This window comes from Paracoccus wurundjeri (assembly GCF_030678915.1).
In the GTDB taxonomy this organism is placed as follows: Bacteria; Pseudomonadota; Alphaproteobacteria; order Rhodobacterales; family Rhodobacteraceae; genus Paracoccus; species Paracoccus onubensis_A.
In genome coordinates this window covers 1-19,311 of sequence record NZ_JAUUTZ010000045.1, presented here as the reverse complement: position 1 = coordinate 19,311, position 19,311 = coordinate 1, and the positions used below count along the sequence as shown (strand labels likewise).

General features: G+C 60.0%; 18 protein-coding genes. 10 read left to right on the top strand and 8 right to left on the bottom strand.

The genetic code is table 11. The features are described 5' to 3' along the window. Nucleotides 1–195: 195 nt before the first annotated feature. The 6 genes from dnaA to Q0601_RS23850 all read left to right on the top strand — a co-directional run bounded on the left by dnaA (nucleotide 196) and on the right by Q0601_RS23850 (nucleotide 8,010). Complete coding sequence (gene dnaA, locus Q0601_RS23875) at nucleotides 196–1,599, top strand: chromosomal replication initiator protein DnaA (protein WP_370656185.1); 1,404 nt, start codon at nucleotides 196–198, stop codon at nucleotides 1,597–1,599. Between the two features lie 99 nt (nucleotides 1,600–1,698). Continuing rightward, the gene (gene dnaN / locus Q0601_RS23870) at nucleotides 1,699–2,817 is read left to right on the top strand and encodes a DNA polymerase III subunit beta (RefSeq protein WP_119750757.1); all 1,119 of its coding nucleotides are present in this window, start codon (nucleotides 1,699–1,701) and stop codon (nucleotides 2,815–2,817) included. Continuing rightward, nucleotides 2,814–3,896 (top strand): DNA replication/repair protein RecF, encoded by a 1,083-nt coding sequence (gene recF, locus Q0601_RS23865; protein WP_305292565.1) that lies wholly within the window; start codon nucleotides 2,814–2,816, stop codon nucleotides 3,894–3,896. Before dnaN ends, recF begins: the two co-directional genes overlap by 4 nt. Next, nucleotides 3,893–4,528 (top strand): LysE family translocator, encoded by a 636-nt coding sequence (locus tag Q0601_RS23860; RefSeq protein ID WP_305292563.1) that lies wholly within the window; start codon nucleotides 3,893–3,895, stop codon nucleotides 4,526–4,528. Before recF ends, Q0601_RS23860 begins: the two co-directional genes overlap by 4 nt. Before the next feature lie 94 nt (nucleotides 4,529–4,622). Then, entirely contained in the window at nucleotides 4,623–7,061 is a 2,439-nt protein-coding gene (gene gyrB / locus Q0601_RS23855; RefSeq protein ID WP_305292561.1) for a DNA topoisomerase (ATP-hydrolyzing) subunit B, read from the top strand. Between the two features lie 199 nt (nucleotides 7,062–7,260). Further along, a complete protein-coding gene (locus Q0601_RS23850; RefSeq protein ID WP_305292559.1) occupies nucleotides 7,261–8,010 on the top strand; it encodes an outer membrane protein in 750 nt (249 codons plus the stop codon). A 37-nt stretch (nucleotides 8,011–8,047) separates the two neighbouring features. Here the strand turns inward: Q0601_RS23850 and Q0601_RS23845 are convergent, their stop codons facing one another. Then, nucleotides 8,048–8,806 (bottom strand): helix-turn-helix transcriptional regulator, encoded by a 759-nt coding sequence (locus Q0601_RS23845; RefSeq protein WP_305292557.1) that lies wholly within the window; start codon nucleotides 8,804–8,806, stop codon nucleotides 8,048–8,050. 64 nt (nucleotides 8,807–8,870) lie between these two features. Here Q0601_RS23845 and Q0601_RS23840 point away from each other — a divergent pair, with 64 nt between their 5' ends. Next, a complete protein-coding gene (locus Q0601_RS23840; protein WP_305292555.1) occupies nucleotides 8,871–9,467 on the top strand; it encodes a glutathione S-transferase family protein in 597 nt (198 codons plus the stop codon). A 62-nt stretch (nucleotides 9,468–9,529) separates the two neighbouring features. Here the strand turns inward: Q0601_RS23840 and rpsU are convergent, their stop codons facing one another. After that, nucleotides 9,530–9,736 (bottom strand): 30S ribosomal protein S21, encoded by a 207-nt coding sequence (gene rpsU, locus Q0601_RS23835; RefSeq protein ID WP_119750744.1) that lies wholly within the window; start codon nucleotides 9,734–9,736, stop codon nucleotides 9,530–9,532. Between the two features lie 99 nt (nucleotides 9,737–9,835). Here rpsU and Q0601_RS23830 point away from each other — a divergent pair, with 99 nt between their 5' ends. Further along, nucleotides 9,836–10,492 carry a COQ9 family protein gene (locus Q0601_RS23830; RefSeq protein ID WP_305292553.1) on the top strand — a complete coding sequence of 219 codons (657 nt, stop codon included), beginning with the start codon at nucleotides 9,836–9,838 and terminating at the stop codon, nucleotides 10,490–10,492. 12 nt (nucleotides 10,493–10,504) lie between these two features. Continuing rightward, on the top strand, nucleotides 10,505–11,491 hold the full coding sequence (locus tag Q0601_RS23825) for an NAD(P)H-quinone oxidoreductase (RefSeq protein ID WP_305292567.1): 987 nt from the start codon (nucleotides 10,505–10,507) through the stop codon (nucleotides 11,489–11,491). A 73-nt stretch (nucleotides 11,492–11,564) separates the two neighbouring features. Here Q0601_RS23825 and Q0601_RS23820 read toward each other — a convergent pair whose 3' ends face one another. The 6 genes from Q0601_RS23820 to ubiE form a co-directional block, all read right to left on the bottom strand. Further along, nucleotides 11,565–12,581, bottom strand: coding sequence for a sn-glycerol-3-phosphate import ATP-binding protein UgpC (locus Q0601_RS23820; protein ID WP_305292551.1), 1,017 nt, complete (start codon nucleotides 12,579–12,581; stop codon nucleotides 11,565–11,567). A 1-nt stretch (nucleotide 12,582) separates the two neighbouring features. Next, complete coding sequence (gene ugpE / locus Q0601_RS23815; protein ID WP_305292549.1) at nucleotides 12,583–13,431, bottom strand: sn-glycerol-3-phosphate ABC transporter permease UgpE; 849 nt, start codon at nucleotides 13,429–13,431, stop codon at nucleotides 12,583–12,585. Next, nucleotides 13,431–14,309, bottom strand: coding sequence for a sn-glycerol-3-phosphate ABC transporter permease UgpA (ugpA, locus tag Q0601_RS23810; RefSeq protein ID WP_305292547.1), 879 nt, complete (start codon nucleotides 14,307–14,309; stop codon nucleotides 13,431–13,433). Before ugpA ends, ugpE begins: the two co-directional genes overlap by 1 nt. A gap of 55 nt (nucleotides 14,310–14,364) precedes the next feature. Beyond that, nucleotides 14,365–15,684 (bottom strand): sn-glycerol-3-phosphate ABC transporter substrate-binding protein UgpB, encoded by a 1,320-nt coding sequence (ugpB, locus tag Q0601_RS23805; protein ID WP_305292545.1) that lies wholly within the window; start codon nucleotides 15,682–15,684, stop codon nucleotides 14,365–14,367. 273 nt (nucleotides 15,685–15,957) lie between these two features. Next, nucleotides 15,958–17,487, bottom strand: coding sequence for a 2-polyprenylphenol 6-hydroxylase (gene ubiB, locus Q0601_RS23800; protein ID WP_305292543.1), 1,530 nt, complete (start codon nucleotides 17,485–17,487; stop codon nucleotides 15,958–15,960). Beyond that, on the bottom strand, nucleotides 17,488–18,234 hold the full coding sequence (ubiE, locus tag Q0601_RS23795) for a bifunctional demethylmenaquinone methyltransferase/2-methoxy-6-polyprenyl-1,4-benzoquinol methylase UbiE (RefSeq protein WP_305292541.1): 747 nt from the start codon (nucleotides 18,232–18,234) through the stop codon (nucleotides 17,488–17,490). Between the two features lie 76 nt (nucleotides 18,235–18,310). Here ubiE and mutM point away from each other — a divergent pair, with 76 nt between their 5' ends. Further along, nucleotides 18,311–19,156: a bifunctional DNA-formamidopyrimidine glycosylase/DNA-(apurinic or apyrimidinic site) lyase gene (mutM, locus tag Q0601_RS23790; RefSeq protein ID WP_305292539.1), complete on the top strand. Its 846-nt coding sequence runs from the start codon at nucleotides 18,311–18,313 to the stop codon at nucleotides 19,154–19,156. Nucleotides 19,157–19,311: the final 155 nt, after the last annotated feature.

The following is a 19,311-nucleotide window of genomic DNA, read 5'->3' as shown; positions in this document are numbered from 1 at the left end:
TTTTTTAATTTTTTATTTTGTTTGGTGTGGTGGTGGTCCCGCGCCCCCCCCCCCCGTGCCCTCCCCCCCCCTGTCTATACTCGTGTGCGGGGCCCCCCCGGGGGGGGCCCCCCCCCCCCCCCCCCCCCGGGTCGATTGTCGCCTATCGGTCTCCCAGAATGAAAGCGGGACAGGACACTTGCCGGATTGACTGGCATGGGTCGGACAGAATCAGGGCTGGGCGAAACGATGGACGAAATTTGGGGGCAAGCATGTATCAAGCTGGAAAGATCCGTTGGACCAAACAATTTCAACCACTGGATCAAGCCCCTTCGCCTGACGGGCGTTGAAGACGGAATCGCCCGTTTCAACAGCCCAACACGATTCATCTCGGACTGGGTCAGCAGGCATTTCGCGGATGATATCATCGGAGAATTATCCCGCAGCGGCCAGCAGGTCGAACGGTTGCGATTCGATGTCGCCTCGCGCTCGCAGGATTCGTCGGATAGCGGGCAAAAAACCCGATCCCGCCCGGCCAAGGCCGCAGCGCCCGTGGCCGATGCGGTTCATGACCGGCCGGAACTCGGCGCGCCGCTGGATCCGCGCTATACTTTCGGCAATTTCGTGGTCGGCAAGCCCAACGAGCTGGCGCATGCCGCTGCCCGCCGCGTGTCCGAGGGCGGGCCGGTCGGGTTCAACCCGCTGTTCCTTTATGGCGGTGTGGGGTTGGGTAAAACCCACCTGATGCATGCGATCGCACATGCTTATCAGCAGCGCGATCCGTCTGCGCGGGTGCTTTACCTGTCGGCCGAGCAGTTCATGTACCGCTTCGTGCAGGCTTTGCGGGAAAGCACGATCATGGATTTCAAGGGCATGTTCCGCAATGTGAACATGCTGATGGTCGATGACGTGCAGTTCATCGCTGGCAAGGAAAGCACACAGGAAGAATTTTTCCACACGTTCAACGCCCTGGTTGATCAGGGCAAGCAGATCGTCATTTCCGCGGATCGCACTCCGGCCGAGATCAAGGGGCTGGAAGAGCGGATCAAGTCACGCTTGTCATGCGGGCTGATCGTGGATCTGCACCCTACCACCTACGAATTGCGGCTTGGCATCCTCCAATCCAAGACCGAGGCATTCCGCCAGCAGCAGGCCGATCTGCGGATCGGCAATGGCGTGCTGGAATTTCTGGCGAGTCGCATCACCACCAATGTCCGCGTGCTTGAAGGTGCGTTGCAGCGGCTTTTTGCGCATGCCAGCCTTTTGCAGCGCGAGATCACTCTGGAAGTTGCGCAGGAATGCCTGACTGACATCTTGCGCACGAATGACCGCAAGATCTCTATCGACGATATCCAGCGCAAGGTGGCAGAGCATTACAATATCCGCCTTGCCGACATGATCGGGCCGAAGCGGGCGCGGAACGTGGCACGTCCGCGTCAGATCGCCATGTATCTGTCGAAGCAGCTGACCAATCGTTCGTTGCCCGAGATCGGGCGCAGGTTCGGCGGGCGCGATCATACGACGATCATGCATGGCGTTCGCAAGATCGAGGAGTTGTCCGATGCGGATACCGGTTTGTCCGAGGATATCGCCTTGCTTCGCAGGCAACTTGAAGCCTGAAACCGATCGTTTCATGTTATCCTTGTGACCGCCATTCGGGGCGGTTACAAATCGGGTCCAGAGAATGGGCCACATGGCCCTTAGGGACAGGGAAGAACGATGAAATTCTCGATCGAGCGCGCCGTTCTGGTCAAAGCCATTTCTCAGGCCCAATCGGTGGTGGAAAGGCGTAATACCATCCCGATCCTTGCCAATGTCCTGATCGAAACGACCGATGAGGGCGTCAGTTTCCGCGCCACGGACCTGGATATCGAGGTGGTGGACCGCGCCCCTGCCCAGGTCGAACTGCCCGGCGCCACGACCGTCAGTGCCGTGATGCTGAACGAAATCGCGCGAAAGCTGCCCGATGGCGCGCTTGTGCAGATCACCTCGGACGATGCGGCGGGGCGGCTGACGGTTCAGGCCGGGCGGTCGAATTTCAGCCTTGCGACCCTTCCGCGAGAGGATTTCCCGGCCTTGGCGGCAACGGAATATGCGGCGAATTTCACCGCCTCGGCTTCGGTGTTGCGCCGGCTGTTCGACAAGGCGAAGTTCGCCATCTCGACTGAAGAGACGCGGTATTACCTGAACGGCGTCTATATGCATGTGGCGCAGTCCGAAGACGGGCAGGTGCTGCGCTGCGTGGCGACCGATGGGCATCGTCTGGCGAGGATCGATGCACCGCTGCCCGAGGGCGCGAATGACCTGCCGGGCGTGATCGTGCCGCGCAAGACCGTTGGTGAGCTGCGCAAATTGCTGGATGATGACGAGGCAGATATCGCCGTCTCGGTCAGCGAAACCAAAATCCGCTTCGCAACGCCCGAAATTACTCTGACCTCGAAGGTCATTGACGGGACGTTCCCCGATTATACCCGCGTCATTCCCGCGAATAACAGCCGCAGGCTTGAAGTGGATGCGAGCGATTTCACCCGTGCCGTCGACCGCGTTGCAACCGTCAGCAGCGAGCGTTCGCGGGCTGTCAAGCTTTCGCTGGATTCCGATCGGCTGGTGCTGTCGGTGAATGCCCCGGATTCCGGGACCGCCGACGAAGAACTGATCGTGGCCTATTCCGATGAGGCATTGGAGATCGGCTTCAACGCCAAATATCTTCACGAGATCGCAAGCCAGGTTGATCGGGACAATGCGGTCTTCATGTTCAACGGGCCGGGTGATGCGGCATTGATCCGTGAAGGCGGCGACGAAAGCGCCATCTATGTCGTCATGCCGATGCGGGTGTGACGGTTACGGAATTGTCTCTGGCTCAGTTCCGCTCGTGGTCGCGCCTTGAGCTGGAACTGGACCGGCAGCCTCTGGCCATCTTTGGCCCGAACGGGTCGGGCAAGACGAATATCCTGGAAGCCTTGTCGATGCTTGCCCCCGGCCGCGGGCTGCGCGGTGTTGCCGCAAGGGATCAGGCACGGCATGGCGGACCGGATGCGGGCTGGCGGATCCGGGCGCGTGTTCAGGATCACGACGTGGAAACCTCGGCCCCGCCCGAAGGATCCCGCACGGTTGTTCTGGATGACAAGCAGGTGCCGCAAACCGTTTTGGGACGGCTGCTTCGGGTTATCTGGCTGGTTCCGGCGATGGATCGGCTATGGACGGATCCGCCCGAAACCCGGCGCCGGTTTCTTGACCGGATTACGCTCAGCCTTTGCCCGGATCATGCCGAACTGGCGCTTGCCTATGAAAAACCCATGCGGGAACGGAACCGCCTGCTGAAGGATCAGGTCGGCGATCCCGCATGGTATCGGGCATTGGAGGCGCAGATGGCGCGGGCCGGGGCGGCACTGACGCGTAACCGGAAAGACGCCCTGACACGGATCATGGCTGCACAGGATGAAAGCGCGACCGGATTTCCGGCAGCAGTTCTGGCCTTGTTGCCGGGCGAGGGGCGGGCGGATGACACCGACGAAGAAAGCATCGCGTCGCGGCTGGCCGATATGCGCCCGCGGGATCTGGCGGCGGGTCGTAGTCTGACCGGGCCGCATCGCGCCGATCTTGGGGCCCATTGGGGACCGGCGAACACCCCTGCCGCGCTGTCCTCGACCGGCGAGCAGAAGGCGTTGCTGTTGTCTCTGGTGCTGGCCAATGCGCGCGCTTTGTCGGATCAGCCGGTGGTCCTGCTGCTGGACGAAGTTGCCGCCCATCTGGACGCTGACCGGCGGGCCGCGCTGTATGATCAGCTTGTCGATCTGCCCGCGCAGACCGTCCTGACCGGAACCGGAGCAGAGCTTTTCGATGCGTTTAAGGACAGGGCAAGGCGCATGGCTGTCGGTAAACAGGACGGCATTTCCGCCATCAGGGAGATTCAATGACATTACCCGCCGAATCGATCTGGCTTTACGCCATTGCCATGGTTGGGATCTGGTTCACGCCGGGGCCGGTCTGGGTGGCGATTATCGCGCGGGCGCTTGCCTCCGGCTTTCGGGGTGTCTGGCCGCTGGCGATCGGAGTGGCCATAGGTGACGCGATCTGGCCATTGATCGCGATTTTCGGGCTGGCGGTGATCGTTTCGCAAAATGCTGTGCTGATCGAGGCGATGCGCTGGGTGGCCGCCGCCGTCTTTATTGGAATGGGCCTGTTGCTGCTGCGCAAGGCATCGCAACCGGTTGAACGCGATTCCCGCCTGACACGGGGCGGCATCTGGGCTGGATTCTCGGCCGGTCTTCTGGCGATTGCCGGAAACCCCAAGGCGGCGCTTTTCTATGTCGGCGTGCTGCCGGGCTTTTTCGACGTCGGCAAGCTGACCGGCCCTGATATCACGACAATCGTCGTCATGTCCTGCATGGTCCCGTTTTTCCTTAATCTCGGTATGGGCGGGGTGATCGCCGCTGCCCGTGACAGGCTGTCCAGCCCGACGGGTTTACGGCGCATGAATCTGGTTTCCGGGGGTCTTTTGATCGCGGTTGGTTGCGTTATCGGGCTGGGTCAGTTGCTGGCAGGCTGAAACTGGCCGGATAACTGGAAAAAACCCAGTGTTTGCCGTGACTTTCCCTTTGCGAATGTCTATATCGTCATCAGATTGACAGGAACGATAGCACATGACCGAGAACACCCCGAAAGCCGAAGAATACGGCGCCGATTCCATCAAGGTTCTCAAGGGATTGGAAGCCGTCCGCAAACGCCCGGGGATGTATATCGGCGATACCGATGACGGCAGCGGCCTGCACCATATGGTTTACGAGGTCGTCGATAACGGCATTGACGAGGCTTTGGCGGGGCATGCGGATTATGTTCTGGTCAAGATCCACGCCGATAACAGCGTCAGTGTGCGTGACAATGGCCGTGGGATTCCTGTTGCCGTGCACGCCGCCGAAGGGGTAAGCGCGGCGGAGGTCATCATGACCCAGCTTCATGCCGGCGGTAAATTCGACCAGAACAGCTACAAGGTTTCGGGCGGTTTGCACGGGGTGGGCGTATCGGTCGTGAACGCGCTTAGCGATTGGCTGGAATTGCGCGTCTGGCGCAATGGCAAGGAACATTACGTCCGGTTTGAAAAGGGTGAAACGGTCGAGCATCTGCGCGTCGTCGGCGACGCGGCAGAGGGCGAGACCGGAACAGAGGTGCGCTTTCTGGCGTCAAGCAAGATCAGCGATCCGAACGGCACCTTCAGCAATCTGGAATACAGCTTCAAGACGCTGGAAAACCGCCTGCGCGAACTGGCTTTCCTGAACAGCGGTGTCCGGATCATCATCGAAGACAGCCGCCATTCCGAATTGCAGCGCAGCGAGCTGTATTACGATGGCGGTGTCCGCGAATTCGTGAAATATCTCGACCGTTCCAAGACCCCGGTCATGGCCGAGCCGATCTTTATCACTGGCGAGCGCAATGATATCGGCGTCGAAGTAGCGATGTGGTGGAATGACAGCTATCATGAAACCGTATTGCCCTTTACCAACAATATCCCTCAGCGGGATGGCGGAACCCATATGGCCGGATTCCGGGGCGCGTTGACCCGCGTGATCAACCAATATGCCCAATCCAGCGGGATCGCGAAGAAAGAAAAGGTGGATTTCACTGGCGATGATGCCCGCGAAGGGCTTACCTGCGTGCTGTCCGTCAAGGTGCCCGATCCGAAATTCTCAAGCCAGACCAAGGATAAATTGGTCTCAAGCGAGGTTCGTCCGGCAGTCGAAGGTCTGGTCAACGAAAAGCTGTCCGAATGGTTCGAGGAAAATCCGGCGGAAGCCCGGCAGATCGTCGGTAAGATCGTTGAAGCCGCGCTTGCCCGCGAAGCTGCGCGAAAAGCTCGTGAACTGACTCGCCGCAAGACGGCGATGGATGTCGCCAGCCTGCCCGGAAAACTGGCCGATTGTCAGGAGAAAGACCCTGCCCTGTCCGAATTGTTCATCGTCGAGGGTGATTCGGCAGGTGGATCGGCCAAACAAGGTCGCAGCCGGAAGAATCAGGCGGTGCTGCCTTTGCGCGGAAAAATCCTGAACGTGGAGCGGGCGCGTTTCGACCGGATGCTGTCCTCGGAAACTGTTGGCACGCTGATCACCGCGCTTGGCACCGGGATCGGGCGCGATGAATTCAATCTGAACAAGCTGCGCTATCACAAGGTCATCATCATGACCGATGCCGACGTCGATGGCGCGCATATCCGCACGCTTCTGCTGACCTTCTTCTTCCGCCAGATGCCGGAACTGATCGAGGCCGGGCATCTCTATATTGCGCAACCGCCACTATACAAGGTCGGGCGCGGGCGCTCCGAGGTGTATCTGAAGAACGAGGCCGCGCTTGACGATTACCTGGTTCAGCAGGGGATCGAGGGGGCCGTGCTGCGCCTTGGCTCTGGCGAGGATATCATCGGAAACGATCTTGTCCGCGTCGTGGAAGAAGCCCGGACCGCAAGGCGGATCCTGCGGGCCTACCCGACTCATTACCCGCCGCATATCACCGAACAGGCGGCGATTGCGGGCGCATTGTTGCAGGGCCGCATGGATAACGGCGCGCAGGAGGTGGCGAATGCCGTGGCCGCCCGTCTGGATATCGTGGCCGAGGAATACGAACGTGGCTGGACCGGTCGTCCAACCCAGGATGGCGGTATCCGCCTGTCTCGGATATTGCGCGGAGTCGAGGAAAGCCGCACGCTTGACGGTCAGATGCTGCGCAGTGGCGAAAGCCGGCGTCTGGGTGAAATGACTCAGGTCTTGCAGGAAGTTTACGGCACGCCCGCAACATTGATCCGGAAAGAGCGCGTCATTCCGATTTACGGCCCGCTAAGCTTGCTTTCCGCGATCTTCCTTGAAGGCGAAAAAGGCCTGTCGCTGCAGCGCTACAAGGGTTTGGGAGAGATGAATCCCGAACAGCTTTGGGAAACGACGCTGGATCCCGCTGCGCGAACGATGCTTCAGGTCAGGATTGACGATGTTGCCGAGGCGGAGGACCTCTTTACCAAGCTGATGGGAGACGTGGTTGAGCCTCGTCGCGAATTCATTCAGCAAAATGCGCTGAGCGTCGAGAATCTCGATATATGACGAATCGATTTTCAGAATCGATTCTCGACAGTGTTGTAAATCTGCTTCGCTTCGCGGCCCCTTTATGCCGTTCACGGGAATTTAAGGACCGCTTTGATTGCATTTCCATGAAGTAAAGCGTTTACTCCGCCTACATCTGTCGGGCTGCCTACGCGGTCAGCATGGGGCATCCGGCGCTTATTGAGAATGGAGATTTGGAATGCGTGGAAAAATTCTTTCGGCAGTTGGCGCCGCATCCGGCATCGCGCTTCTGGCAAGCGGTGCTGCCACTGCAGGCGGGTATGTTGAACCTGTTGTCGCGCCTGAACCAGTAGTTGTTGAACAGCCTGCCCCGGTAGGCGATTGGGCCGGTGCTTATGTCGGTGCCGCGCTGGGTTATGCTTTCGGTGGTGACGATTCCGTCGGTTTCCGTGCGATTAACTCGGATGGTGACGTTACTGGCCGCGCGAACGACGTCGGCAGCGTTGACCTGAAAGGCGCCAATCTTGGTGCGCATGTCGGGTATCGCTGGCAGCGTGATAACTGGGTCTTCGGCCCGGAACTCGCGATCGAAGGTGGCGCCATCGAAGAAGACGGCAGCACCCCGGCATTCGGCGTGGAAGATCTGAACACCGAAGCCAAGGTGAACTATCTTGTCGGCCTGCGGATGAAAACCGGCTATGCCATCAATCCGAGCACGCTGGTTTACGGTACTTTCGGCGTGGCGCACGGAGATTTCGATTACACCGTCAAGAGCGTTATTGGTTCGGAAACCGAAAGCTTCTCGGATACCGGTGTGACTGCTGGTCTGGGCGTCGAGCGTAAACTGAACGAGCGTCTGTCCATGTTCGGTGAGTGGGAATACCGTCACTTCGAAAATACCGATGTGAAGTTTGACGAGGCAGGTCTGGTGACGAGCGCTTCGCCTGCGCATCACAACCTGAAAATCGGTGTCAACTACCGCTTCTGATCTGTCGATACAACAGATCTGCAAAGGGCCGGTCGCTTCACAGCGCCGGCCCTTTTTCCATATCGTCCTCGGATCCCAGTCCTTTGCATCCCGATTGGCGCATCTTTCCCCTCTGCGCCCTGCGGACTGCCGTATATTCGCGTATCAGTGGGACTCGATGGGGACGAAAGCTTTCGTCGGTCCGTCTTAGCGTTTCGATACGGTTAACGTGGAAAATACGAAAATCCATCCGTAACCGGCAATGCGCCAGAAGCATCAGCGTGTGCTGCGTATAGGATATGCCCAGCGGCCAGATCACCCTGCGCGACCGTACGCCGTTCAGATCGGTATATACGATTTCAAGCGCCCCTTCCTCCCAGCAGGCGGTCCGAATCTCCGCCAGATCGACATTCGGCGGGTCGCGATCGGGGCCGGGCTCGAAACTCCGCATCACCGCGTGCAATGCCTGCCGGGCCTGTCTTTCCGGCAAAGAGGCGATAATCCGCGAAAGCGCGTCATGCCCGGCCGAGATCAGCTCGGCATCGCCGATCCGGCCCAACGCGTCCACCGCCAGTTTCAGGGCCTCGATTTCAAGTCGCGAAAAGCTTTGCGGCGGCAAAGCCGGATCTTCGGTCAGGCTGTAACCGAGGCCGGCCTCACCATCGATCAATGCGCCACCCGCCCGCAGCGTCGCGATGTCGCGATACAATTGCCGCTGCGATACACCGGTTTCCTGCGCAAGCCGTGCGGCGGTAACCGGTGCGGGCAATCGCCGCAGCACATTCATCAGACGCATCAAACGATCGGTTCGGGCCATGCTGCCTCTTTCTGTCAGGAGCGATGGGTTAATCCTTGGCTCTCAATGTCCAAGGAGACAAGTTATGCGAACTCTTTATCACGCGCCCAACAGTCGCTCGACCGCCATCGTTCAATTGATTGAAGAGATGGGAATTGCCGATCGGATCGACATCGTCAACGTCACCATTCCCCGTCAGGATGGCTCGGGCAGCCACGATCCGAAGAATCCGCATCCGGAAGGAAAGGTGCCCTATCTTGTAGATGGCGACGACCATATCCGCGAACGCGGCGCGATCATCACCTATCTGACCGACATGTTTCCCGAAAGCGGGCTTGGCCGTTCGCCCGGAGATCCGCAGCGCGGGGAATATCTGTCCTGGCTGTTCTATTATCAGGGGGTGATCGAGCCGGTCGCGATCCTGCATTTCGCTGGGCTTACGCACCCGGCGATTCAGGCGTCCCTGCGGGATTATGACACGATGCTGGCCCGTCTGGATGAGGTGCTGACAGCGCAACCCTATCTTCTGGGAGACAGGTTCAGTGCCGTTGATATCCTGTGCTCGGGGCCCTTTGCGTGGTTCGGCGATCAGATGCCTTCGACTCCGGCCATCGATGCATGGGTCGCCCGCTGTCAGGACAGGGATTCGGTGCGAATCACCCATCAGCGAGACAATAGCTGACCCGAAAAGCGAACCCCCGCGGCGCTGCCACGGGGGTTGCTGATTGCGCATATCGCGTCGTCTTACAGCGCGCCTTCGCGCTGGGCTTTTTTACGAGCCAGCTTGCGGGCGCGGCGAATGGCCTCAGCCTTTTCACGGGCTTTCTTGACCGACGGTTTCTCGAAATGTTGCCGAAGCTTCATCTCGCGGAAAACCCCCTCGCGCTGAAGTTTTTTCTTCAGGGCGCGAAGTGCCTGTTCGACATTATTGTCGCGAACACTGACCTGCATGTGGTTGTCACCACCTTCCTAGGTTAGAGTTGAACAGATTGCAGGAGGCGCTCTTCTACCAGCGGAACGGTCTCTTGTCCAGAAGAAGGTCGGAAACCGATGGAAACAGACCGGGAAAAACTACTGAACGCGGCATTGGAGCATGTGCCGTTCGATGGAATGAACGATCGGGCGCTGCTGGCTGGTGCCGCCTCGATCAACATGCCCGAATCACTTGCCCGCGTTCATTTCCCTCGGGGTGGCGCGGGATTGGCGGCGGCTTATCATCGCCGGGCCGATGACAAGCTGCGCGAATGGTTGACCGCGACCCCGCCCGATGGCGCTTTTCGCGACCGTGTCGCCGAGGCGGTCTGGCACCGCCTTTCGCTGATTCAGCCCGAGATCGTGCGCGCCGCCGCGGCGACTCTGGCGCTCCCGGTCAATGCCGCGCTTGGCGCCCGGCTGATATGGGAAACGGCGGATGTGATCTGGACCGGCCTTGGCGACAGTTCCGAGGATGCCAACTGGTACACGAAGCGGGCGACGCTTTCGGCGGTGATCGGCTCCACGGTCCTGTTCTGGCTGGGCGACGAGTCGGACGGTCATAGCGAGACAAGGCGCTTTATCGATCGAAGGATCGAGGGCGTTATGGCTTTCGAAAAGACCAAGGCCACCCTACGCAGGATTCCGGGCGTGGCACCGCTTGGTGATCTCGCTTTCGGGTGGATACACAAGCCGCGAGGCCGTAACCTGCCGGGAAAGACCCGAACCAGATAAGGAGTGACCATGATCTCGGACATGATGAAGGCGGTTGAGATTGCCACCCCCGGCGATGCGGATGGATTGCGGCTGACGGACCGCCCGCTGCCGGTGCCCGGATATGACCAGATCCTGATCAAGATTGCCTATGCCGGGATAAACCGGCCGGATGTCTTGCAGCGTCAGGGCAGTTATGCACCGCCACCGGATGCATCGGATTTGCCCGGGTTGGAAGCATCGGGCGAGGTGGTGGGCATCGGCGCCGGCGTGACGCGCTGGCGTGTCGGTGACAAGGTGGCGGCGCTTCTGCCCGGCGGCGGGTATGCCGAGTATGCGGTGTGCCATGGCGATCACGCCCTGGCGATTCCCGAAGGGTTTGATCTGCGCGAGGCCGCCTGCCTGCCCGAAACCAGCTTTACCGTATGGTCGAATATCGTCACCCGTGGCGGCTTGCAGGCGGGTGAGCGCTTTCTGGTTCACGGCGGAACCTCGGGCATCGGCATGATGGCGATACAGATTGCTCACGCACTGGGCGCCCGCGTCTGGGCAACTGCCGGGAATGACGAAAAATGCGCCGCGATTGCTGATCTGGGTGCGACGGCGATCAATTATCGCAACGAGGATTTCGTCAAGATCCTGCGCGAGGAAGGCGGTGCCGATCTGATCCTCGATATGGTCGGGGGAAGTTATATTCCGCGTAATATCAAGACTCTGGCCAATGATGGCAGGCTGGTCATGATCGCATTCCTCGAAGGCCCCAAGGCCGAGGTGAATTTCGCGCAGATTATGGTCAAGCGATTGAATGTCACCGGCTCGACCCTGCGTCCCCAATCGGATGCTGCGAAGGCCCGAATCGCCGAATCACTGCGCGAACATCTTTGGCCGATGCTTGAATCGGGGGCTGTCAAAGTCAGTATCGACAGCGAATTCGCCCTGAAAGACGCCGCCGAAGCACATCGCCGCATGGAAAGCAGCGGGCATATCGGCAAGATCGTCCTGAAAGTCGCAGACGACTGAGACATAAGGGGGCCGGGAGAGAATCACCGGCCCCTTCTTCATTCAAATATCCAAAAATCAGAGCTTCGGGTGATCATCGCGCCTTGTCTATCCGCGCCCCGCTTTTGCTGTCGAACAGATGCAGGTTCTTGCGGTCGAAACCCAGCCGCAGCGTTTCGGCCAGCGGCGCGTCCGAAGGATAGGTGATCGTAATCGCCTCGCCGCCGGTCCGGCCATGGACCAGCCGCTGCGCGCCCAGTTCCTCGACCGCGGAAACGTTCATTTCGATGGGGCCGTCTTCCGTCACGCTCAGATCTTCGGGCCGGATGCCGATCGTATCGGCATGCGCGGTGCCGGGCAGGTTGGGAACGGCGCGAGAGGGGATCAGATTCATCGCCGGGCTGCCGATAAAACCCGCGACGAAAGTCGAAGCCGGGCGGCGGTACAGTTCAAGCGGTGTGCCGATCTGTTCGACCCGCCCGCCATTCAGCACCACCAGACGGTCGGCCAGTGTCATCGCCTCTAGCTGATCATGCGTGACATAGATCGAGGTCGTGCGCAGGCGTTTCTGCAGCTGCTTGATTTCCAGCCGCATGGTCACGCGCAGCTTGGCATCAAGGTTCGACAGCGGTTCATCGAACAGAAAAGCCGCCGGTTCGCGGACGATGGCGCGGCCCATGGCGACCCGCTGACGTTGACCGCCCGACAGCGCCCGGGGTTTGCGGTCGAGATATTGGCCGATCTGAAGGATCTCGGCGGCCTCATTCACGCGCCGCTCGATTTCCGCCTTGGGCGTGCGGCGGTTCTTCAAGCCATAGGCAAGGTTCTGTCGCACTGACATATGCGGATACAGTGCGTAATTCTGAAACACCATGGCGATGTCGCGATCGGCGGGCTCGATCTGGTTGACGATGCGCTCGCCGATGCGGATCTCTCCGTCAGTGATGCTTTCCAGCCCCGCGATCATGCGCAGCAATGTGGATTTGCCGCAGCCCGAAGGGCCGACAAGCACGATGAATTCGCCATCCGCGATTTCGATATTCACATCGCCCACGGCACGGGTGTCGCCGGAATAGACCTTGCCGACATTATCGAGGGTAATTGACGCCATATTATTTCTCCGTCTCGACAAGGCCCTTGACGAACAACCGTTGCATTCCGATGACCACCGCCACGGGCGGAAGCATGGCCATGATGGCTGTCGCCATCACCAGATGCCATTTCGGCAAGCCGTCCACGACGTCGGCCATCCGCTTGATGCCCGCGACGATGGTGTAATACTGCGAATCCGTCGTGATCAGCAGTGGCCAGAGATATTGATTCCAGCCATAGATGAACAGGATCACGAACAGCGCCGCCATATTGGTCCGTGATAGTGGCAAAAGGATATCCCGGAAGAATTTCATCGGCCCGGCGCCGTCGATGCGGGCGGCCTCGGTCAGCTCGTCCGGGATGGTCAGGAACACCTGCCGGAACAGGAATGTCGCCGTGGCTGATGCGATCAGCGGCAGCGACAGACCGGCATAGGAATTCAGCAGCCCCAGATCCGCGACCACCTGAAAGCTGGGCACGATGCGAACCTCTACCGGCAGCATCAGGGTGATGAAGATGCACCAGAAGGCCAATCCCCGGAAGGGAAAGCGGAAATAGACGATGGCGAAAGCCGACAGCATCGAGATGCAGATCTTGCCGATGGCGATGGACAGCGCCATGATCATCGAATTGACCATCATCCGCCCGACCGGGGGCGTTCCGCTGGTGGATAGCCCGGTATCCAGCATGGCGCGGTAATTCTCGATCAGATGCGGGCCGGGCCACATCGGGATCGTCCCCGATGAAAAATCGGTCGCCGTATGGGTCGAGGCGACGAAGGCCACCCAGACGGGCATAGCGACGACGACCACACCAAGGATCAGCGTCACATGGGCAAGAATGTTCAGGCCGGGGCGATTCTCGATCATCAGTATTCCACCCTCTTCTCGACATAGCGGAACTGGATCACCGTCAGCGAGATCACGATCAGCATCAGCACGACTGATTGCGCCGCCGAACTGCCCATGTTCTGGCCGATGAAGCCATCGAAATAGACCTTGTAGACCATGATATTGGTGGCTTGCGCCGGTCCGCCCTCGGTCGTCGAGTCGATTACAGCGAAGGTTTCGAACATCGCGTAGACGATATTGACCACCAGCAGGAAAAATGTCGTTGGCGACAGAAGCGGAAATGTAATGTCGAAGAAGCGCCGCACCGGGCCTGCTCCGTCGATGGCGGCGGCCTCGCGCAGGCTGGCGGGAATTGCCTGAAGCCCGGCGACGAAGAACAGGAAGTTATAGCTGATCTGCTTCCAGGCGCTGGCGATAACGACAAGGATCATCGCATCGCTTTTGTCGGTATTGTGGTTCCAGTCATAACCGATGATATCCAGCATGTATGGCAGGATGCCGACGGTCGGGTTGAAGATGAAATACCACAGGATACCCGCCACCGCCGGCGCGACCGCATAGGGCCAGACCAGCAGCGTGGTGTAAGGGCGCTGCGATTTCAGCATCCTGTCCACGGCCACAGCCAGTATCAGGGCGACACCCATCGAAAGCACCGTCACCGACACGGCGAAAACGGCCGTCACCTTCAGCGAATTCAGGTATTGGGCGCTGTCCAGAAGCGCCCGGAAATTCGCCAGCCCGACGAACTGGCTGTTAATGCCGAACGCATCCTCGCGCAGAAAACTTTGCCGGATGGCTTGAAAGGCAGGCCAGATGAAGAAGACGAGCGTGACCGCAAGCTGGGGCGCCAAAAGCAGCCAAGGCAACAACTGGCCGTTGAATATCGTTCGCTTCATCTGATGCCCGGATATGAGAATGGGGGCCGCGAAACCCGGCCCCCGGACAGATCATTTACTGGTTTTGCTTCTCGAATTCCTCAAGCAGCGCATTGCCCCGCTCGACAACGCTGTCAAGCGCGCCCTGTGCGTCCTTGCTGCCGGACAGCATCTGCTCGAATTCTTCGTCGATGATACCGCGGATCTGGACGTAATTGCCGAAACGCAGACCTTTCGAGTTCTCGGTCGGTTCGTTCAGGGTAATCTGCTGCAAGCCGACCTCTGAACCGGGATTTTCGTCGTAGTAACCTTGCTCTTTGCCCAGATCATAGGCCGCCTGCGTGATCGGCAGATAGCCCGAGAACTGGTGCCAGTCGGCCTGAACTTCGGGGCTGGCGAGATACTCGAAGAACTTGGCGGTGCCTGCATATTCCTCGTCGGGACGGCCGGTCAGGACCCACAGGGTTGCACCGCCGATGATCGAGTTCTGCGGCGCCCCCTCGACATCGTCGTAATAGGGCAGCATGCCAAAGCCCAGCTCGAAATCCTTGGCATTGGCGATCACGCCCGCTAGGCTGGCAGAGCTGTTCATGATCATTGCGCATTCCTGGCTGTAGAACATCGGCGGGGCGTCGTCGCCGCCAACCGGGCCGCCATATTTGAAAAGACCCTCATCAGCCCATTTCTTCAGATTGGCCCAATGTTTGACCTGAACGTCACCGTTCAGTGTCAGCCGGGCAGCCGTGCCACCAAAGCCGTTTTGCTCGGTGCCGATAGGCTGGTTGTGGAACGCACTTAGATTCTCGGTCTGGATCCAGCTTACCCAGCCTGTGGTAAAGCCGCATTCCGCCGCACCCGACTCCATGATCTTGTTCGAGAATTCTTCCACCTCGCCCCAAGTCTTTGGTGGGGTTTCCGGATCAAGCCCGGCCTTTTCGAACACATCCTTGTTGTAATACAGGATCGGGGTCGAACTGTTGAAAGGCATCGACAGCATATTGCCGTCCGTGTCGGTATAGTAGCCCACGACGGCCGGCAGGAAGGCGGCCGGGTCGAATTCGACGCCCTGTTCCTCCATCAGCTGGTATACCGGAACGATGGCGCCTTGCGCGGCCATCATGGTGCCGGTGCCCACTTCGAAGACCTGAACGATGGCGGGCTGCTCCTTCGCCCGAAAGGCGGCGATCGCGGCGGTCATCGTTTCGGGATAGGTGCCCTTATACGAGGGAACGACCTTGTATTCATCCTGACTGTCGTTGAAACCCTTGACGATTTCTTCCAGTTTGGTGCCAAGCTCGCCACCCATGGCATGCCACCACTGGATTTCCGTCTGGGCATTGGCAGCCGTAAGCGACGCAATCAGCGTGGCCGCGGATGCGGTCAGTAAGCGGGTCATTATTTTACCTCCCAATGGAGTTGCGTTCGATGCCGGACCTACCCCCCAAGCATGACGGTCACGCAACATTATTATGAACGAAATGTGACAGTATTTGACTATTCGGTCAACGGGATTGCGGCACGGAATACGCGAAAATCTTCGTATTTGTTCCCGAATCCGGCGAATCCCGCATAAACTCACCCAAAACGAAACCAATACGGATCTTGGCCGAAACCGCAAATTTTAGCGGGGCGTCAGGGCCGGCGCGACCTTGTCCGATGCCGTTTCAGCTTATCCGAACAACAGCCCCAGCCCCAACCCGATCACCAACGCGCCGCCAGCCGTCGCAGCATACCAGCGGTATTTTTGCGGTTTTTCGGGTTTTGTTGCATGGCCGTGAACCTGTTCCCACAGCACCCGGTCAACCAGTTTCGGCAATAATGGGCCATATCGCCCCAGGATCTGGGCGACCTGAACCGCGTCCTGCGCCACCGCGCGCGGCCCCAGACTTGCCTTGATATAATCCGAAACAACCGGTTTCGCCGCTTCCCACATGTTCAGTTGCGGATCCAGCGAGCGGGCGACGCCTTCGACCACCACCATGGTGCGCTGCAACAGGATCAGTTCGGTGCGGGTCGGCATGCCGAACCGTTCTGTCACCTCGAACAGATATGCCAGCAGGTTCGCCATCGAGATCTGGCTGGCATCGGCACCGAAGATCGGCTCTCCCACGGCGCGAAGGGCGCGGGCGAACGCTGTCTCGTCGCGGTCGCGGGGGACATAACCCGCCTCGAAATGCACGCGGGCGACGCGGCGGTAATCGCGCTTGATGAAACCCATCAGGATCTCGGCATAGACCCGGCGGGTATATTCGTCGATCTCGCCCATGATCCCGAAATCATAGGCGATGATCGAACCATCCGCCCCGACCTTGAGATTGCCGTGATGCATGTCGGCATGGAAAAAGCCGTCGCGCAGGGCATGCTGCAGGAAAAGCTGGATCACCCGGCGGGCAACGGTGGGAAGATCGTGACCGGCGGTGATCAGCCCGTCGCGGTCGCCCATCGCGATCCCCTCGGCCCAATCCGAGGTCAGCACCCGGCGGGACGACAGGTGCCAATGCGGCGCAGGTATGGAAAAGCCCTCGTCGTCCCGCGTGTTCTCGATAAATTCCGAGGCGGCAGAGGCTTCAAGCCGCAGATCCAACTCGCCTGCAACAACAGATTCGAAATGGCTGATCACGTCGCGCGGACGCAGGCGGCGACTGCTGGGCGAAAGTCCTTCGATCATTCCGGCGGCGAAATGGAACGCATCGATATCGCGGCGGAATGCGGCCTGAATCCCGGGACGCAGCACCTTGACGGCCACCTCGCGCCCGGTGTCGCGCAGCCGCGCCCGGTGAACCTGCGCGATCGAGGCCGCCGCGACGGGCTCTGAAAACTCAAGGAATATCTCGTCGATGGGCCTGCCCAGTTCCGCCGCAACCATCTCCTTGGCGATCTGCGTGGGAAAGGGCGGCAACCGGTCCTGAAGCATTCGCAGCTGGTCGGCCAGCTCGGTTCCCACCACATCGGCCCGGGTCGACAGGATTTGCCCGAATTTGATATAGGCGGGCCCAAGCGCGGTAATGGCCCGGGTCATCGGCGGCAGGGCGGGATCGCCCTTGTAACCCATCCAGCGGAACGGCCAGCCCAGGATCCGCGCCGCAAGCCGAAGCCGCGGCGGAGCTTCAAGCGCGTCCAGCGCGACACCCATCGCCCCGGTGCGCTCGAAGGTCGCGCCGGTGCGGATCAGGCGCAGGATATTATGCGGTCCGCGCATCTACAGTTTCCAGCCGGAATGCAGCGCGGCGATGCCCATCGACAGATTACGCCACTGCACGCGGCCGAAACCCGCCTGACGGATCATGCCGCCGAATTCCTCCTGATCGGGAAACTGGCGGATGGACTCGACCAGATATTGATAACTGTCATGATCGCCGGTCACTGCCTTGCCCATCGCTGGGATCACGTTGAAACTATAGCGGTCATAGGCCCATTGCATCATGGGCACGGGGATCCGGCTGAATTCCAGCACCATAAGCCGCCCGCCGGGGCGCAAGACACGGTAAGCCTCGGACAGCGCGTCGCCGATGCGGGTCACGTTGCGAATGCCGAAACTGATCGTATAGCGGTCAAAGCTGTCATCCGCGAAGGGCAATTGCATCGCATCGCCCGTCACCCAGGCCAGACGGTCCGCCTTTTCAGCGGCGTCGGCACGCTTGCGGCCCTCAACCAGCATGGATTCGGTCATGTCGCAAACCGTGACGCGCGCGCCCGGCGCACGATCAAGAAAGCGAAAGGCGATATCCCCGGTACCGCCCGCCACATCCAGCAGGTGTTGACCGTCGCGTGGGGCAAGCCAGTCCATCATGGCATTTTTCCAGACCCGGTGAATGCCCCCGCTCATCAGGTCGTTCATCAGGTCATAGCGCGACGCCACGCTAGAAAACACGTCATGCACCAGCCCGGCCTTGTCATCCTCGTCCACGGTCCGGAAACCGAAATGGGTCTGTTTCTTTTCGCTCATCGCGCTTGCCACCCGCTGCTTCAGGCGTCAGATAACCCTGTAACACCGCAGGCACAATGCAGCGAAAGGAACCGGATTGCCAGAACTGCCGGAAGTCGAAACGGTCAGGCGCGGGTTGCTGCCCCATCTCGAAGGCCGCCGCATTGCCCGCGCCGAGGCCCGCCGCCCGGATCTGCGCTGGCCCCTGCCGCCGGATCTGGTGCAGGTGCTGACCGGCGCGCGGGTAAAGGAACTTCGCCGCCGCTCGAAATACCTGCTGGCCGATCTGGATCGGGGCGGCACGCTGCTTCTGCATCTGGGCATGTCCGGACGGCTTCTGGTCGAGGGCGCTGGACTGGCCGGGTTCCATCGCGACCCCGCCATCCTGCCGCGCCATGATCATGTCGTGCTGGAAACCGAGGACGGCACGACGATCACCTTCAACGACGCTCGCCGCTTCGGCATGGTGGATCTGATCCGCGAGGGTACCTCCCATCCCCTGCTGGCGAATCTGGGGCCAGAGCCGTTCGATCCGGGATTCGACACCGCTTATCTGGCGAATATTTTCGCCGGGCGGCGTGTGCCGGTCAAACAGGCTCTGCTGGATCAGAAGATCGTGGCGGGTCTGGGCAATATCTATGTCAGCGAATCGCTGCATCGCGCGGGCATCGATCCGCGCCGCGCCGCCGGACGCATCGGGAAGGCCCGGCTGGCGGCCCTGTCCGGGCATATCCGCGATGTGCTGACCGATGCCATCGCCGCCGGAGGCTCATCCCTGCGCGACCACCGGCAGGCCACGGGGGAGTTGGGTTATTTCCAGCACAGCTTCCGGGTTTATGACCGCGAGGATACGGCCTGTCCGACAGATGGCTGCGCGGGCAGGATCAGGCGAATCACGCAATCGGGCCGTTCAACCTATTTTTGCCCGGTCTGTCAGAAATGATGGTTGTCACAGCTTCTTCTTTGCCCCAATACCTCGGGGGTGCGGGGGGGGGCCCCCCGGTGCCGCCAGCGAAAAAAAAAGACCGTTGAGCAAAAATTAAAAGGATTGCCACCCGATAAAAACCATGAAGCCCCGCATTACCCCCCCAATTTAAA

Coding starts and splice junctions, on each gene's coding strand:
- Q0601_RS23830 (WP_305292553.1), top strand. CDS start 9,836: ATGGAAACAGACCGGGAAAAACTACTGAACGCGGCATTGGAGCATGTG.
- gyrB (WP_305292561.1), top strand. CDS start 4,623: ATGACCGAGAACACCCCGAAAGCCGAAGAATACGGCGCCGATTCCATC.
- Q0601_RS23840 (WP_305292555.1), top strand. CDS start 8,871: ATGCGAACTCTTTATCACGCGCCCAACAGTCGCTCGACCGCCATCGTT.
- ugpA (WP_305292547.1), bottom strand. CDS start 14,309: ATGAAGCGAACGATATTCAACGGCCAGTTGTTGCCTTGGCTGCTTTTG.
- Q0601_RS23820 (WP_305292551.1), bottom strand. CDS start 12,581: ATGGCGTCAATTACCCTCGATAATGTCGGCAAGGTCTATTCCGGCGAC.
- ubiE (WP_305292541.1), bottom strand. CDS start 18,234: ATGAGCGAAAAGAAACAGACCCATTTCGGTTTCCGGACCGTGGACGAG.
- Q0601_RS23860 (WP_305292563.1), top strand. CDS start 3,893: ATGACATTACCCGCCGAATCGATCTGGCTTTACGCCATTGCCATGGTT.
- ugpB (WP_305292545.1), bottom strand. CDS start 15,684: ATGACCCGCTTACTGACCGCATCCGCGGCCACGCTGATTGCGTCGCTT.
- ugpE (WP_305292549.1), bottom strand. CDS start 13,431: ATGATCGAGAATCGCCCCGGCCTGAACATTCTTGCCCATGTGACGCTG.
- Q0601_RS23845 (WP_305292557.1), bottom strand. CDS start 8,806: ATGGCCCGAACCGATCGTTTGATGCGTCTGATGAATGTGCTGCGGCGA.
- rpsU (WP_119750744.1), bottom strand. CDS start 9,736: ATGCAGGTCAGTGTTCGCGACAATAATGTCGAACAGGCACTTCGCGCC.
- Q0601_RS23850 (WP_305292559.1), top strand. CDS start 7,261: ATGCGTGGAAAAATTCTTTCGGCAGTTGGCGCCGCATCCGGCATCGCG.
- ubiB (WP_305292543.1), bottom strand. CDS start 17,487: ATGCGCGGACCGCATAATATCCTGCGCCTGATCCGCACCGGCGCGACC.
- dnaN (WP_119750757.1), top strand. CDS start 1,699: ATGAAATTCTCGATCGAGCGCGCCGTTCTGGTCAAAGCCATTTCTCAG.
- dnaA (WP_370656185.1), top strand. CDS start 196: ATGGGTCGGACAGAATCAGGGCTGGGCGAAACGATGGACGAAATTTGG.